Here is a 15,809-nt window from a genome sequence, read left to right as displayed (position 1 = left end):
GGGAGTTCCATGCAACTGCGCTTCACCAAGATGCACGGTCTGGGCAACGATTTCATGGTCCTCGACCTGATCAGCCAGCACGCGCACATCCAGCCCAAGCACGTCCGTCTGTGGGGAGATAGAAACACCGGGATTGGCTTCGACCAGTTGCTGATCGTCGAAACCCCGACCACGCCGGACGTGGACTTTCGCTATCGCATCTTCAACGCCGATGGTTCCGAGGTCGAACAGTGCGGCAATGGCGCCCGCTGCTTCGCCCGCTTCGTCTTCGATAAGCGCCTGACGGTCAAGAAACAGATCCGCGTCGAAACCAAGAGCGGCATCATCGAATTGCACCTCAAGGGCGATGGCCAGGTGCGTGTCGACATGGGCGCACCGCGCCTGCAGACCGCCGAGATCCCCTTCATCGCCGAGGCTGAGACCCTGAGCCATGCCGTCCAGGTCGAGGGCGAGACGGTCGAGCTGGCGGTGGTCTCCATGGGCAACCCCCACGGTGTGCTGCGGGTCGCCGACGTCGACCAGGCGCCGGTGCTCACCCTCGGGCCCAAGCTGGAGTGCCATCCGCGCTTTCCGCAAAAGGCCAACATCGGCTTCCTGCAGATCATCGACGCCCAGCGCGCCCGCCTGCGGGTCTGGGAGCGCGGTGTCGGCGAAACCCGCGCCTGCGGTACCGGCGCCTGCGCCGCCGCCGTGGCCGGGATTCGCCAGGGCTGGCTGAAATCGCCGGTCAGCATCGAGTTGCCAGGCGGTCTGCTCAACATCGAGTGGGACGGCGTCGGCCAACCGGTGCTCATGACCGGTCCGGCCACCCGTGTCTATGAAGGCCAGGTAAGAGTATGAGCGATACCCCCGAACTGACCGCGGACCAGGTCGCCGACTGGCTGCTGGACCACCCGCACTTCTTCGCCGATCGCGAAGAGCTGCTGGCGGAGATGCGTGTCCCCCACCAGCGGGGGACCGCCATCTCCCTGGTCGAGCGGCAACTCGGCCTGCTGCGCGATCGCAACGGCGAGATGCGCCATCGCCTGGCCCACCTGATGGACGTGGCCCGGGACAACGACCGGCTGTTCGACAAGACCCGCCGGCTGATCATCGGCCTGCTGGACGCCAACAGCCTCGAAGAGGTGATCGGCACCGTCGAGGACAGCCTGCGTCATGAGTTCAAGGTGCCCTACGTCGGCCTCATCCTGTTCCACGAGCACCCGCTGCCGGTCGGCCGCAGCGTCACCCCCGCCGAAGCGCAAAAGGTGATCGGCGGCCTGCTGGGTGGTGAGAAGACCACCAGTGGCGTCCTGCGCGCCCACGAACTGGCCTTCCTGTTCGGTGACTCGGCCAAGGAAGAAGTCGGCTCGGCTGCCGTCGCCGCCCTCTCCCACCAGGGCCTGCATGGGGTCCTGGCGATCGGCAGCCCCGACCCCCAGCACTATCGCAGCAGCCTGGGCACGCTGTTCCTGAGCCATGTGGCGGAAGTCCTGGCGCGGGTACTGCCCCGCTTCCCCGTCCCCTTGCGCACGGTGCGCTGAGCCCGGGAGCGGAGCATGCAGATCCAGCTCGATGCCTATCTCGACCATCTGCGCCTGGAACGCCAGGTTTCGCCCCACACCCTCGACGGCTACCGCCGCGATCTGCGCAAGCTGCTGACCTTCGTCGAAGCCGAGGGGCTGAGCGACTGGGGCGGCCTGGACAGTCGCCGCCTGCGCGCCCTGATCGCCCAGCTGCACCGGGCCGGTGCCTCCAGCCGCAGCCTGGCGCGATTGCTTTCAGCCTGTCGCGGCTTCTATCTCTACCTGATCCGCGAAGGTCACTGCAGCCAGGACCCGGCCCACGGGCTCTCGCCGCCCAAAGCCCAGAAGGCCCTGCCCAAGGTGCTCGACGTCGACCGCTCCATGCAGCTGCTCGACGGCGCCGTGGAAGACGACTTTCTCGCCCTGCGCGACCAGGCCCTGCTGGAGCTCTTCTACAGCTCCGGGCTGCGGCTGTCCGAACTGGTGGGTCTGGACCTGGCGGATGTGGACCTGGCCCAGGGCCTGGTTCAGGTGCGCGGCAAGGGCAACAAGGAACGGGTGCTGCCCATCGGCAGCAAGGCCCGCGACGCCCTGGAGACCTGGCTCAAGGTCAGACTCCAGGCCGCCCCGCGTGACGATGCCCTGTTCATCGGCCAGCGCGGTCTGCGGCTGACGCCCCGCGCGGTGCAGCTGCGGGTGCGCGAGGCCGGCGTCCGCGAACTGGGCCAGCACCTGCATCCGCACATGCTCAGGCACAGCTTCGCCAGCCACATGCTCAGCGCCTCCGGCGATCTGCGCGCGGTGCAGGAGCTACTCGGCCACGCCGACATCGCCACCACCCAGATCTACACCCACCTGGACTTCGGCCAGCTCGCCGAGGTCTATGACAAGGCGCACCCCCGCGCCAAGCGCAAGGCCAGCCGATGACGATTCGCCTCGTGACCTTCGACCTCGACGACACCCTCTGGGAAATCGCTCCCGTCATTCATTCCGCGGAAGCCCTGCTGCGCGACTGGTTCGCCGATGCCGCTCCGCGGCTGGGCAGCGTTCCGGTGGAGCACCTCTGGGCGATCCGTGATCGCCTGCTGCAGCAGGACGCCGGGCTCAAGCACCGGGTCAGCGAGATGCGCCGCCGGGTCATCCACCAGGCACTGCTCGATGCCGGCTATGGCGAACCCGAGGCCGCCCAGCTGGCCGAAGCGGGCTTCGCGGTCTACCTGGCCGCCCGCCAGCAGGTCACCTTGTTCGACGACGTCCACCCCACCCTGGAGCAACTGGCCGATCGCTACACCCTGGGCGTGCTTACCAATGGCAATGCGGACGTCCAGACCATCGGCCTGGCCGACTACTTCCGCTTCGCCCTGAATGCCGAGCAACTGGGTGTCGGCAAGCCCGACCCCACGCCCTTTCGCGAAGCCCTGCGCCTCACCGGCATTCCCGCCGAGGCCACCGTGCACGTCGGGGACAACCCCGTGGATGATGTCGAGGGCGCCCAGCGCGCCGGTATCCGCGCGGTCTGGTTCAACCCCTTGCAGCATCCCTGGCAGGGCCCCGGCAAACCGGATGCGGAGGTCCGCAGCCTGAGCGAGCTTCCCGCCGTGCTGGAGGGATGGTCAGGCAGACCGAAAAATAGTAATACTAAATAATGAAAAGCTGAGTTTTTCGCGCTTGCCAGCCGTCTGCTTGCTCCTTCGATTCTGTTAACCAATCGTCAAAATATTCGTCACACTTGCAGCCCGCATTAGCAGGTGCTTTGCGACCCCCTTCACCAAAAACTTCGGGAGCCGACGGTTTTTTGCCAAGCACACCTCATTTGGCCGTCTATTCCCTAAGAACAACAGCAGTAATGGCCGTCTCGCTGACCAACTTCCCCTGCCGGACCTCGCGTTGACAGTCCAAACCCTTTTGACAATCATTGCCGCAGATTCGAAGTAGCGCTGGGATTGCGCGCTGAATCTGCTGCCGTACAGGTCAGGGAAGACAGCATTACCTCCCCCTCCTCTGCGTCTCGCCGATGGTTTCTCAAGTTTCTGGACGTTGCGTTGTCAGGCCTTGATATCGGTAACTAAACCCTCTGCTCATTCCGTCCAGGTGCAAACCCGTGCGGTAGCCATGTCCGAACCGGACCAGTTACCAGCCAAGACGCGGTAAACCTGTGCGGTAGCCATGCCCAGGCGCTGGACAGAGCGGGACGATCACCGTGCCAGCGAGCACCTGCAGGACTACATGGATGTCATCTGAACTGGACTTAATTCTCTTTGCTCACGCAACTTCGGTCTTGCCTGAAACAGGCAAGCGAATGGCGGTGCGGGCAAACAAGCTACCGCGGGCTTCAGCGCCCTGCGTGCTGGTTCGGATCAGTTCGAAAAAGAGTGGAAAGCGCTCGCTAGACAGTCTCGAGCAAGTTGGCGAAGTCCTGGCACTGACAACCAAGCATTAGTTATCCGCACTGGCTGTCGCGGGCCCTGACCAACGTTCATCAGACGGTCATTTATTCAATAAAGATTAAAAAGCTCTGCTGCATTTTTTGCTGACTGCCGGGCACGGCGAAAGCCAGTTTCAACCACGTTAATTGCGCCCTGATGGCGCACGGAGAGGATGCCCCGATGGCAAGGAATGATCTATCGGAAGCGACATTAGGATGTCTAATTGGCGGCGCTGGTCCGGCGGGCCTGGGATTCCTGTTCAATGCCATCAAGCGTGGCGCCCTGGAGCAGCTGGCCCAGGCGGGCACCATCATCGTCGACGCCGGGACCGAACTCGGTGCCGGCAAGCTGGGTGACTATCAGATCATCGCCAACTCGGTGAGCGACGTCTTCCTGGACTGTCTGCGCGACCCCCTGTTGGCGCCCATCCTGGCGCCGCTGCAGGCCTCGCCGACCTTTCGCCACCTCAAGTTGAATGCCCAGGAAGCGCCGGCGCTGCCCATCGTCGGCCAGCTCTTCCAGCAGGCCGCCGGCCTGATCCTGCCCTGGCTGGAACGCCAGTACGGCATCCCCACCTGGCGCCAGACCCGTATCACCGAGGTCACCTGCGAAGGTTCGAGCTATGTCGTCTGGCTGGAACAGGCTGGCGCCATCCGCCGCGTGCGCACCTCCAGCCTGGTGCTGAACCTGGGCGGCAAGCAGACCCGCTCCAGCTTCGAGGAAAGCAGCCAGGCCATGGGTCTGCAGCTGCCCCAGAGCGCCTCGATCGACAGCTCCGACAGCCTGCTGCGCCTGCAACCCGAGGCCCTGCGCCAGCGCTATCGTGCCCGGCTCAAGGATGGCGGTCCGATCTGCGTGGTGGGCGGGTCCCACAGCGCCTTTTCCGCCCTGGACAACCTGGCCAGTGCCCTGCACCACGACGGCCTGCGCGAACTGACCCTGGTCCATCGCTCGCCGATCCGACTGTTCTACGAGACCGCTGCCGAAGCCCTGGCCGCCGGCTATGACTTCGACCCGTTGCAGGATATCTGCCCCATTTCCAAGCGGGTCAACCGCTCGGGCGGGTTGCGCTACCGAGCCCACGAGATCGGTCGCCAGGTCCTGGCCGGTCAGGCCATCGGCGGCACTCCGGTCAAGGTGAAGACGCTGCAACTGGATGGCAGCGCCGAGCGCCTCGCCAGCGCCCAGACGCTGTTCGACAGCGCCGCCTTGCTGGTTCAGGGCATGGGTTACCAACCCATAGTGCCCGAGCTGCGCTGCCAGGACGGTCGTCCGCTGACCCTGCGCACCCTGCGCGGCGGTCTGGATTCCGACGCGGCCGGCAGCCCGCTGGACCAGCACGGCCAGCGCCTCAAGGGCCTGCACCTGTTCGGCCTGGGTTCGGGGTTGGCGGTCGACCCCCGACTGGGCAGCGAAGCGTCCTTTTCCGGACGCATCTATGGGGTCTGGCAGTTCCACAACGATGCCAGTCGCGAGGCCCTCGAATCGGTTCTGGAGCGGCTGGACAAGCCCGGCGTCCCCTTCCGGCCGATGGCCAGCCCCGTCGCCGAACACGCTTGACCGAACCGACACGTATCAAGGACTCGATAAGCAGGTACCGGATCATGATCAATGTGACCAAGCCCTACCTGGGCGACAAGGAACGCTTCAAGGCGTATATCGACAAGATCTACGCCAACAACTGGATCACCAATCAAGGCCCTCTGCACGCTCAGCTCGAAGAGCGCCTGCGCGATTATCTGGGTGTCAGAAACATCATCCTGGTCAACAACGGTACCCTGGCCCTGCAGGTCGCCTATCGCGCCCTGGGCCTGTCCGGCAGCGCTATCACCACGCCGTTCAGCTTCGTCGCCACCACCAGCACCCTGCACTGGGAAGGGATCCGCCCGGTCTTCGCCGACATCCACCCGGAAACCTGGAACCTGGATCCGGCCAACGTCGAAGCCGCCATCGAGCCTGACACCTCGGCCATCGTCGCCACCCACGTGTTCGGCAATCCCTGCGATGTCCGTGGCCTGCAGCAGGTCGCCAACCGCCACGGCCTCAAGGTCGTCTACGACGGCGCCCATGCCTTCGGTACCCGCTTCGAAGGCCGCTCGGTGCTGCAGTGGGGCGACATCACCACCGTCAGCTTCCACGCCACCAAGCTGTTCCACACCATCGAAGGCGGCGCGATCATCACCGAAGACGACGAGCTCGCCGAGCGCGTCCGCCGCATGATCAATTTCGGCATCGTCGATGCCGAGCGCATCGAAGGCGTGGGCATCAACGCCAAGCTCAACGAGGTATCCGCGGCCATGGGGCTGTGCATCCTCGACGAGCTGGAAGACATCCTGGCCCGCCGCGCCGTCATCGGTCAGCACTATGAGCGACGCCTGCAGGGCGCCTTCGACCTGCAGCGCCCCACCTACGGCAGCCAGCTGAACTACAGCTACTTCCCGGTGGGCCTGCGCGACGAGCCGAGTCTGCTGGACACCAAGAAGGCCCTGAACGCCGTCGGCATCAATCCGCGCCGCTACTTCTATCCGTCGCTGGAAACCCTGGACTACCTGCAGCCTCAGGCGATCAAGCCGGTCTCGCGCAAGCTGAGCCACCGCATCCTCTGCGTGCCGCTCTATCCGGACCTGCCGCAGGCGACCCAGGACCTGCTGATCGACACCCTGCTGTTGGCACAACAGAAGAAGACCAGCATGGAATCCCTGCGGGCACTCATCACCCCGGCACAGCTACTGCCGAGCTGGGATTTTCCCGGCGACTCCTCTCCTGTTCTAACTTGATCCTGGCCCGCTATCTCCCATGACCAGTCCCGCGAAAGTGTCGGTGTTGCGCAACACCCTGATCAATTATGCCGGCCAAGCCTATGCGCTGCTGATCGGCATCTTGATCCAGCCGATGTATCTCGGTCATCTGGGTGCCGAAACCTATGGTCTGATCGGCTTCTTCGCCGTGCTGCAGACCTGGCTGCAACTCCTCGACGTGGGCATTTCCGCCTCGCTGGTACGTGACGTCGCCCATGGCCGTGGCCAGACCGGCGCGGGGCGTACCCGTGGCCAGCTGCTGCGCTCGCTGGAATTCATCTTCATCCCCCTGGCGACCCTGGCCTTCGTCGCCATCGAGCTGAATTCGGAATGGATGGCGGGCCACTGGCTCAACGTCCAGGGCCTGCCCACGGAGACCGTGGCCCACTGCATCGGCCTGATGGGGCTGATGATCGCCTTCCGCCTGCTGTCGACGCTGTACAAGAGCGGCGTCCAGGGTGTCGAGCTGCACGGCTGGCTGAATCTGGTCAACGTACTGATCGCCACGGTGCGCTATTTCGGCGGCCTGATCCTGGTGATGTGGATTTCCCAGGAGCCGCTGGACTTCTTCGTGTTCCAGGCCTTCGTCGCCGTGTTCGAGATGCTGGTCTATGCGCTCAAGGCCTATCGCCTGCTGCCCAACCCCACCTGGTGGAGCGGCTTCGACTGGCAGCGGGTCAAGCCCATCGTGCCCTTCGCCCTGAGCATGTCCTTTACCTCGATCCTGTGGATCGCCCTGACCCAGCTCGACAAGCTGGTGCTGTCCAAGGCGCTGCCCCTGGCCGAGTACGGCTACTTCAGCCTGGTGGCGCTGATCTCCACCGGCATCGTGACCCTGACCAATCCCCTGGTGCAGGCGCTGCTGCCGCGCATGACGGTGCTGGTGTCCCAGGACAAACCGCTCGAACTGGAACGCCTCTATCGCAACGCGGCGCGCTTCGCCTTCGCCATCCTGCTGCCGCTGGCGGCCATGGTGGCCTTCCATGGCGAGGCGCTGATCTTCGCCTGGACCGGCGACAAGGTCTCCGCCCACTGGAGCGAACCGATCCTGTTCTGGTACGCCCTGGGCTCGGCGCTGCTGGCTCTCAGTCAGTTCCAGTTCTATCTGCAGTACGCCTACGGCAAGTTGCGCCTGCACGTCTGGTACAGCCTGGTGTCCGCGGCCATTTCGGTGCCCATCGTGATCCTGGTGGTCCTGCATTACGGCGCCTACGGCGCGGCGCTGGCCTGGTTCTTCATGCGCCTGATCCCCTTCGTGATCTGGCCGATGATCGTCCACGGCCGCTTCGCGCCGAATCTGCAGCGCTACTGGAACCAGGACCTGCTGGTGGCCGTGGTGGTGACCGCCATCGGCGTGGGCCTGAGCAAGTTGCTGTACCAAGAGATTCAACCGCAGGAGCGGTTTGCCATTCTCGCCACCCTTGCCCTGAGCGGTGGCCTGACCCTGGTGCTGATGGCGCTGAGCTATGTGCTCTGTTCTCCGAAACAGACCCGCTCGCGCCTGTTTTCCCAACTCTACAAAGCAGGTATCTGACATGGACGCTCGGACCGAAGCAGAGATCATGAAGAACTGGCCGACGGATTGCAGTCGGCCGGTCGCCAGCATCGTCTGCCTGACCTTCAACCATCGCGACTACATCGGCCAGGCCATCGATGGCTTTCTGCGCCAGCAGACCGATTTTCCCTTCGAAATCATCATCAACGATGACGCTTCGACCGATGGCACCCGGGAAATCCTCCAGGACTACGAGCGCCGCTATCCCCGGCTGATCCGTCTGATCCTGCAGAAGGAAAACCAGTACAGCCAGGGCAAGCCCTATGGCATGCCGGTGTTCCAGCACGCCCGCGGCGACTACATCGCCTATTGCGAAGGTGACGACTACTGGAACGACCCGCGCAAGTTGCAGCTGCAGGTGGATTTCCTGGAGCGCAATCGGGACTACGCCCTGACCTTCCACGCCTCCTATGCCTTCAACAGCAAGGGGATCGTCAATCCGCAGCGTTTCAGTGGCCAGGATCACTACGACCGCAGCGAAACCGAGCTGAAGAAGGCCCTGCCGCTGTCCACCCTGACCGCCTGCTTCCGCAATGTCCTACGGGAACTGCCGCCGGAGCTGGAAACCGCTGCGCTCATGGACATCGTCTGGTGGTCGCTGCTGGGTGCCCACGGCAAGGGCAAGTTCATGGACGAGATCCGCCCCGCCGCCTACCGCGTGCACGAGAACGGGATCTTTTCCATGCGCGCCAGCCAGAAGCGCCTGCAGATGGATCTCCACACCCAGTACTGCCTCGCCAACTATTACTACCGGCTGGGCGAGCGTGACCTGCATGTCTTCTTCCTGCGCCAGGTCCTGAGTCTTTCGCTGTCCTCGATTCCGCCGACCCAGAAGGTCAAGGCGCTCTTGCGGGCGGTAAGCAACATCACCCTCAACATCGGCCGACGCTTCGCCCCCAAACGCGTCACCTACTGAACGTACACAGAGCAGTTTTCCGGCTGCGCTGTATCCAGCTAAAAGGAAGGGACCCCAATGACCGTCATGCAGCGCTCTTCGTTCGAACAACACGAAGAACAACACCTGGACCTCAAGACGATGGCCCTCACGCTTCTTGATCACAAGAAGCTGATCGCGGGCATCACCGCGGGCTTTCTCGCCGTGGGCATCACCTATGCCGTGCTGTCCACCCCGCAGTACATCGCCGGGGCGATGATCCAGATCGAACCCAAGAAGAATGCGCTCACGGCGGTCGCCGAGACCGTGGTGCGCCCCAACTCGGCCTCGCCGGCCGTGGCCGAGATCGAGCTGCTGAAATCCCGCGCGGTGCTGGCCAAGACCGTGGAGAACCTGCGCCTGGACATCGAGGCCAAGCCACGCTTCTTCCCGCTGATCGGTCACTACCTGTGGCGCACCTACGAAGCCGACAAGCCGGGTCAGCTGGCGGACAGCTGGCCGCAACTGCGCGGCTTCGCCTGGGGCGGCGAAAAGATCGACGTCTTCCAGTTCGATGTCCCAGACGACATGTACGGCGAGACCCTGACGGTGGTCGCCGGCAGCAACGGTCGCTATCGCCTGCTGGACAAGGACAAGCAGCCGCTGCTGGATGGCCAGGTCGGCCAGATGGCCAGCGGTAACGGCTACCGCATGCAGATCAAGACCCTGACCGCGCGCCCCGGCACCGAATTCAAGGTGACCCGCAACCGCGTCATCACCACCGCACAGCTCTATCAGAACCGCATCAAGACCAGCGAAGCGGGCAAGGAATCGGGCATCATCTATCTGTCCCTGGCGGACGAGAATCCCGACCTGGCCAAGAGCGTGCTGTCCGAGATCAGCCGCCTGTACGTGCTGCAGAACGTCGAGCGCAGCTCGGCCGAAGCGGCCCAGCGCCTGGACTTCCTGCGTGGCCAGCTGCCGGCGGTGCGCAAGGACCTGGAAAGCGCCGAAGCGGCCCTGAACAGCTATCAGACCAACAGCCGCTCCGTGGACATCAGCCTGGAAACCAAGGCGGTCCTGGACAAGATCGTCACCCTCGACACCAACATCTCCCAGCTCAAGCTCAAGCAGGCCGAATACGATCGCCTCTATACCCGCGATCACCCCAGCTACAAGACCCTGCTGAACCAGCTCGCCCAGCTGGAAGTGGAAAAGCGCAGCCTGCAGCGCAAGGTGGAAGCCCTGCCCAGCACCCAGCAGGAACTGCTGCGTCTGAATCGCGACATGAAGGTCACCAACCAGACCTATCAGCTGCTGCTCAACCAGGCCCAGGAACAGGACATCATCCGCGCCGGCACCATCGGCAACGTGCGCCTGGTCGACAACGCCGACGTCAACCTCGACGAGCCGGCCACCAACCGCAAGATCGCGCTGATCCTGTCGCTGCTGCTGGGTCTGGTGACCTCCGTGGTGGTGGTCTTTGTCCGCCAGGCCTTCCAGAAGGGCATCGAGAATCCCGACACCGTCGAGCAGATCGGCCTGCCGGTCTATTCCACCCTGCCCTTCACCAAGGACCAGGAGCGCCTGAACCGTCGCCTGAAGAAAAAGACCCGTACCGGCGAACCCAATCTGCTGAGCGTGGTGCAGCCGGCCAACCTGGCGGTGGAGTCCCTGCGCAGCCTGAGATCCAGCCTGCACTTCGCCATGCTGGAAGCCAAGAACCGGGTGATCATGATTTCCAGCCCGACCCCGGGCGTCGGCAAATCCTTCGTCTCCAGCAACCTCGCCGCGGTGGTCGCCCAGTCGGGTCAGCGCGTGCTGCTGATCGACGCCGACATGCGCAAGGGCTATCTGCACCGCGTGTTCGGCCTGCAGCCGCAAGCCGGCCTGTCCGAGCTGCTGACCGGTCGCAGCAAGCTGCGTGAAGCCATCGTCCCGAGCGGTATCGCCCAACTGGACATCATCAGCTGTGGTCAGTCCGCGCCGAATCCCTCAGAGCTGCTGATGCACGCCAACTTCTCCCGTCTGCTGGACGAAGTGGGCGGCCTTTATGACCTGGTGATCATCGATACCCCGCCGATCCTGGCGGTGACCGATGCCGCCCTGGTGGGTCGTCTCGCCGGCACCACGCTGCTGGTCACCCGTTTCGGCCAGAGCACCCTCAAGGCGGTGGAGAACTCCCGCCGGCGCTTCGCCCAGAACGGCATCACCATCAAGGGCGCCATCCTCAACGGCGTGCAGCGCAAGGCCTCGACGTCCATGGAAGACGATGGCGTCTACGGCTACTACGAATACGGCCCCCGTACCTGATACGCCGCAACAGATCGCCCCTAGAGAAGGAACTCGCCCATGACGCTCGCCCCTCCCACCGGTCACTGGTATCTGGTGCAGACCAAGCCCAATCAGGAAGCCAGGGCCGAAGAAAACCTGAGCAGACAGGGCTATGTCTGCTTCCGGCCCCAGCGCGAGCGCAAGGCGTCCGGCAGAAGTCGTGCGGTTGGCAGCGAGTCGCTGTTCCCGGGGTATCTGTTCATTCAGCTCAATGACGTGAACGACAACTGGTACCCCATCCGCTCGACGCGCGGCGTCAATCGGATCGTCAGCTTCGGCACCCAGCCGACGGCGGTGAGCGAAGGCATCATCGACGACATCCGCCAGCGACTCGCCGCCCTGGCGGAACCTGCGCCCGCCCACCAGCCCGGCGCGACCGTGCGGGTGCAGTACAGCCAGGAGCTGGAAATGGACGCGGTGTTCCTGAGTGCCGATGGCAACGAGCGGGCCATCATCCTGCTGCGCATCCTGCAACGCGAACAACGGGTCAGCGTCGCTCTTGATCAATTGTCGGCAGCGGCTCCCGTCAACCAACGGCTGCGCGCCTGACCAAGAACTGTAAGACCCTTTGGAGGAGTCTATTCATGCAATGCAAGACCACGGTCGTGACCGTCACCTACGGCAATCGCCTCGGCTATCTGGAGCAGCTGGTCACCCGCGCCCTGGCCGAACGCACCATCCACCAGGTCGTCGTGGTGAGCAATGCGGCGACGGTATCGCTGGATAGCCTCGAAACCCGCTGGCCCGGTCAGGTCAAGGTGATCGCCCTGAGCGAGAACACCGGCTCCGCCAACGGTTACGCCGTGGCCCTGGAAGCCGCTCTGGCCAGCGACACCACCCATATCTGGATGATGGACGACGACAACGCCCCCCTGGGCGATGCCCTCGACGTGCTGCACCGCCGCCTCGACGAACTCGGCGCCGTCCATGGCCGCGACAAGGTCGCCGTGCTCGGCTATCGGCCGACCCAGCAGGCCGACATCGCCCAGTGCATCCCGACCAAGATGATCACCCAGCCGCGTTCGAGCTACTTCGGCTTCCACGTGGCGCGCATTCCCTACAAGATCTGGCGCCGCCTGCCCTGGGGCCGTCCGCGCGGTGGCCAGCCGGAAGCCCTGGTCGAGCTGCCCTTCGCCCCCTATGGCGGCATGCTCGCCCACCGCAGCCTCTATGAGCGCATCGGCCTGCCCCTGCGCGAGCTGGTGCTCTATTCCGACGACACCGAGTACACCTACCGCATCACCCAGGCCGGCGGAAAGCTGTTCATGGTCACCGAGGCGGAACTCGAAGAGCTGGAGCACTCCTGGAACATCAAGGAAGGCACCAGCAACGTCTACCAGAACTACCTGCAGGCCGGCTCGGACTTCCGCGCCTACTACGCCGCGCGCAACCAGGCCTGGTTCGACAAGAACGTCTGGGCCAGCTCGCGGCCGATGTACAACCTCAACCGCTACGTCTTCCACACCCTGCTCAAGTGGTTCGCCCGTGATGACAAGAGTCGCCAGCGCCTGGCGCTGATCCGGCAGGCGGTCCAGGACGGCGAAACCGGCGCGCTGGGGATAAACCGCAGCTATCCGCTATGAAACTGCTCTTTCTCAACAGCTTCTATCCGCCCCATGTGGGCGGTGGTGCGGAGCTCATCCTGCAACGCAGCGTGGAAGGCTTCCAGCAGCGTGGCCACGACGTCGCCGTGCTGGTGACCGGTCCCGAGCAGGGTGTGCATGAGGAGACGGTGAACGACGTCCGCGTCTATCGCGCCAGGCTGAAGAACTTCTACTGGCCCCTGACCCAGCAGCGCCCCGGTCCGCTGGCGCGCTTCGGCTGGCACTTTCGCGACCAGTACAACAGCGCGATGCGGCCCCCCCTGCGCCAGGTCCTGCAACGGGAAAAGCCGGATCTGGTGGTATGCCACAACCTGTCCGGCTGGTCGGTAGCGGCCTGGGACGAGATCCGCGCCAGCGGCGTCCCCATCGTGCAGGTGCTGCACGACATGTATCTGCTGTGCCCGAAGAACACCCTGTTCAAGAAGGGCCAGAGCTGCCAGAAACTCTGTGGCAGCTGCGCCGCCCTGCGCCGGCCCCACGCCGAGCAGTCCGCCAAGGTGGATGCCGTCGTCGGCGTCAGCCGCTATCTGCTGGACACCATCGTCAACAAGGGCTACTTCGGCGGCGTGCCGCGCCAGGTGATCCACAACGCCAGCCTGATCGCCGGTAGCAATGCCGAGACAGCGACCCCCAATCCGGACGGTGTCGTCCGCTTCGGCTACATGGGCACCCTGTCGGAAAACAAGGGGGTGGGCTGGTTGATCGAGCAGTTCCAGCGGCTGTCGCTCAACGCGACCCTGACCATCGCCGGCAAGGGCCAGCTGGACTACGAAACCCAGCTCAAGGCCATGGCCGATCCGCACAAGGTCAGCTTCGTCGGCTATCAGAAGCCCGAGGACTTCTACCGGAACATCGACGTCTTCGTGGCGCCGTCGCTGTGGGCCGAGCCCTTCGGCATGGTCGCCGTCGAGGCCTGCGCCTTCCAGAAGCCGGTCATCGCCACCCGCATGGGCGGCCTGCCGGAGATCGTCCGGGATGGTGTCAACGGCCTGCTCTGCAACGCCGACGACCGCGACTCCCTGGGCCGCGCCCTGCAATGCCTGCATGACGATGCCGAGCTGCGCCAGCGGCTGAGTCTGCTGAGCCGCACCGCGGTGATCGATCTGCTGAGCATGGACACCATGCTCGACCAGTACCAGGCGCTCTTCGAGGACGTGCTGGGCAAGGCGCAGCACGGCGCCACCAAGCAGCTTCACGTCCCTCACACACAGCTTTCCAACTGATCCACCCAGGTCACGGCAACGGGCAGAATCATGATCATCGTCAATTCCCGCTTCATCACCCAGGATCTTCGCGGCGTCCAGCGCTTCGCGGAATGCATCTCGCTGGAGCTGGCGAAGCTGAGATCCGACCTGCGCTTCGTCGCGCCGCCCGGCGCCGTCAGGCCCGAGGTGGCCAAACGGCTGGGCATCGAAGTCATCGGCACCCGCCAGGGCCAGCGCTGGGAGCAATGGGACCTGCCGAACTGGCTGAAGAGCCAGGGCAGTCCGCTACTGCTGTCACTGTGCAGCACGGCGCCGCTGCTCTACAGCAACCAGATCGCCACCCACCACGACATCAACTACGTGCGCTTTCCCGAGAGTTACTCGTGGAAATTCCGCACCTCGTACCGCTGCCTGATTCCCATGCTGCTCAAGCGCTCGAACGCCCTGATCACCGTGAGTGAATTCTCCCGCGACGAGATCTCGCGCTTCTATCGCTACCCGAGCGACTCGATCACTGTCGTGCCCAACGCCGTGGCCGACGCCTTCACCCTGGCGCCGCGGATCGACAGCGTCGACACCCCCTATCTGCTGGCGGTGTCCTCGCCCAGCTACCACAAGAACTTCTCACGGATGCTGGAAGCCTTCGCCGCCCTGCCGCGGGACCTCAAGGTCGAATTGCGCATCGTCGGCGACAGCCACGCCGTGTTCGGCCAGAGCGACCTGGCGACCCTGGCCGCCCGGGATTCGCGGGTCAAGCTGCTCGGCCGCATCGACGATGCCGAACTGGCGCGCCAGTATCGCCAGGCCACCGCCTTCGTCTTTCCGTCGCTCTACGAGGGGTTCGGCATCCCGCCCCTGGAAGCCCAGGCCTGCGGCTGCCCGGTGATCTCGGCCAATACCGCCTCCATGCCGGAAGTGCTGCAGGACAGCGTCCTCTATTTCGACCCCTACGAGACGGCCAGCATCACCCAGGCGATGCGCACCATCCTGCAGGACGCACCGCTCAGGGAGGCGCTCCGCGCCAAGGGCCTGGCCAACATCCAGCGCTTCAACTGGCAGACCTCCGCGAGAAAGGTCTCCGACCTGCTGGACAGCGCCCTGGCGACCACCACGAAGTCCGCGGCCAGGGCCGCCTGAAACGACCCCACAACAACAATTCAGCGATCAAGAACTCATGGAAGAGACAAGCAAAGCCATGGCTGGCCAGCGCCGTTCCTCTGTACCCCTGACACTCGACGAATCGAACGTGTCCGGGCGCGTCCTTCAGGTCGCTGATTGCCACCTTCTGCGCAGCAGCTCGGACGACACCGCGGCAGAGACCGCGGAGCGCCCAGAGAGCGCTGAATGTTTCGAAACGCCTGCAACAGACGCCGTCTTTGCAAAAAGCCCAACCATCAAGTTGCACGAACTCGACAGCGCTTCGGACGACATCGAGATCACCCGGCTGCCCTGGGGATATGCAGTGACCAGAAAGACCCGCACTCCATGATTCAGCACCAGCACTTGAT

The 15,809-nt window shown here is 64.2% G+C and carries 14 protein-coding genes; all 14 read left to right on the top strand.

Annotated elements, in window-relative coordinates; translation table 11 throughout:
- Positions 1-9 precede the first annotated feature (9 nt).
- The 14 genes from dapF (at position 10) to NRG74_RS18590 (ending at position 15,790) form a co-directional block, all read left to right on the top strand.
- On the top strand, positions 10-840 hold the full coding sequence (dapF, locus tag NRG74_RS18655; RefSeq protein WP_257705025.1) for a diaminopimelate epimerase: 831 nt from the start codon (positions 10-12) through the stop codon (positions 838-840).
- Complete coding sequence (locus NRG74_RS18650) at positions 837-1,523, top strand: DUF484 family protein (RefSeq protein ID WP_017639383.1); 687 nt, start codon at positions 837-839, stop codon at positions 1,521-1,523. The genes dapF and NRG74_RS18650 overlap by 4 nt, the downstream gene beginning before the upstream one ends.
- A 15-nt stretch (positions 1,524-1,538) precedes the next feature.
- The gene (gene xerC / locus NRG74_RS18645) at positions 1,539-2,432 is read left to right on the top strand and encodes a tyrosine recombinase XerC (RefSeq protein ID WP_257705024.1); all 894 of its coding nucleotides are present in this window, start codon (positions 1,539-1,541) and stop codon (positions 2,430-2,432) included.
- Positions 2,429-3,151, top strand: coding sequence for an HAD family hydrolase (locus tag NRG74_RS18640; RefSeq protein WP_064307777.1), 723 nt, complete (start codon positions 2,429-2,431; stop codon positions 3,149-3,151). The genes xerC and NRG74_RS18640 overlap by 4 nt, the downstream gene beginning before the upstream one ends.
- Before the next feature lie 960 nt (positions 3,152-4,111).
- Entirely contained in the window at positions 4,112-5,491 is a 1,380-nt protein-coding gene (locus NRG74_RS18635) for a hypothetical protein (RefSeq protein ID WP_017639380.1), read from the top strand.
- 44 nt (positions 5,492-5,535) lie between these two features.
- Positions 5,536-6,708, top strand: coding sequence for a DegT/DnrJ/EryC1/StrS family aminotransferase (locus NRG74_RS18630; protein WP_017639379.1), 1,173 nt, complete (start codon positions 5,536-5,538; stop codon positions 6,706-6,708).
- Positions 6,709-6,727: 19 nt separating this feature from the next.
- On the top strand, positions 6,728-8,263 hold the full coding sequence (locus tag NRG74_RS18625; protein WP_026083658.1) for an oligosaccharide flippase family protein: 1,536 nt from the start codon (positions 6,728-6,730) through the stop codon (positions 8,261-8,263).
- A gap of 1 nt (position 8,264) precedes the next feature.
- A complete protein-coding gene (locus tag NRG74_RS18620; RefSeq protein WP_017639377.1) occupies positions 8,265-9,200 on the top strand; it encodes a glycosyltransferase family 2 protein in 936 nt (311 codons plus the stop codon).
- 57 nt (positions 9,201-9,257) lie between these two features.
- Entirely contained in the window at positions 9,258-11,471 is a 2,214-nt protein-coding gene (locus tag NRG74_RS18615) for a polysaccharide biosynthesis tyrosine autokinase (protein WP_017639376.1), read from the top strand.
- A 39-nt stretch (positions 11,472-11,510) separates the two neighbouring features.
- The gene (gene rfaH, locus NRG74_RS18610; RefSeq protein WP_017639375.1) at positions 11,511-12,041 is read left to right on the top strand and encodes a transcription/translation regulatory transformer protein RfaH; all 531 of its coding nucleotides are present in this window, start codon (positions 11,511-11,513) and stop codon (positions 12,039-12,041) included.
- Between the two features lie 35 nt (positions 12,042-12,076).
- Positions 12,077-13,075 carry a glycosyltransferase gene (locus tag NRG74_RS18605; RefSeq protein ID WP_017639374.1) on the top strand — a complete coding sequence of 333 codons (999 nt, stop codon included), beginning with the start codon at positions 12,077-12,079 and terminating at the stop codon, positions 13,073-13,075.
- Positions 13,072-14,319, top strand: a complete 1,248-nt coding sequence (locus NRG74_RS18600) for a glycosyltransferase family 4 protein (RefSeq protein WP_257705023.1) — start codon at positions 13,072-13,074, stop codon at positions 14,317-14,319. The genes NRG74_RS18605 and NRG74_RS18600 overlap by 4 nt, the downstream gene beginning before the upstream one ends.
- Positions 14,320-14,349: 30 nt before the next feature.
- Positions 14,350-15,438, top strand: coding sequence for a glycosyltransferase family 4 protein (locus tag NRG74_RS18595; RefSeq protein WP_257705022.1), 1,089 nt, complete (start codon positions 14,350-14,352; stop codon positions 15,436-15,438).
- Positions 15,439-15,475: 37 nt separating this feature from the next.
- Positions 15,476-15,790 carry a hypothetical protein gene (locus NRG74_RS18590; protein ID WP_257705021.1) on the top strand — a complete coding sequence of 105 codons (315 nt, stop codon included), beginning with the start codon at positions 15,476-15,478 and terminating at the stop codon, positions 15,788-15,790.
- Positions 15,791-15,809: the final 19 nt, after the last annotated feature.

It is taken from the genome of Pseudomonas oryzihabitans (assembly GCF_024652905.1).
GTDB classification, from domain to species: Bacteria; Pseudomonadota; Gammaproteobacteria; order Pseudomonadales; family Pseudomonadaceae; genus Chryseomonas; species Chryseomonas benzopyrenica.
The sequence above is the reverse complement of the archived record's forward strand: the minus strand, read 5'-3'. Positions and strand labels throughout refer to the sequence as shown.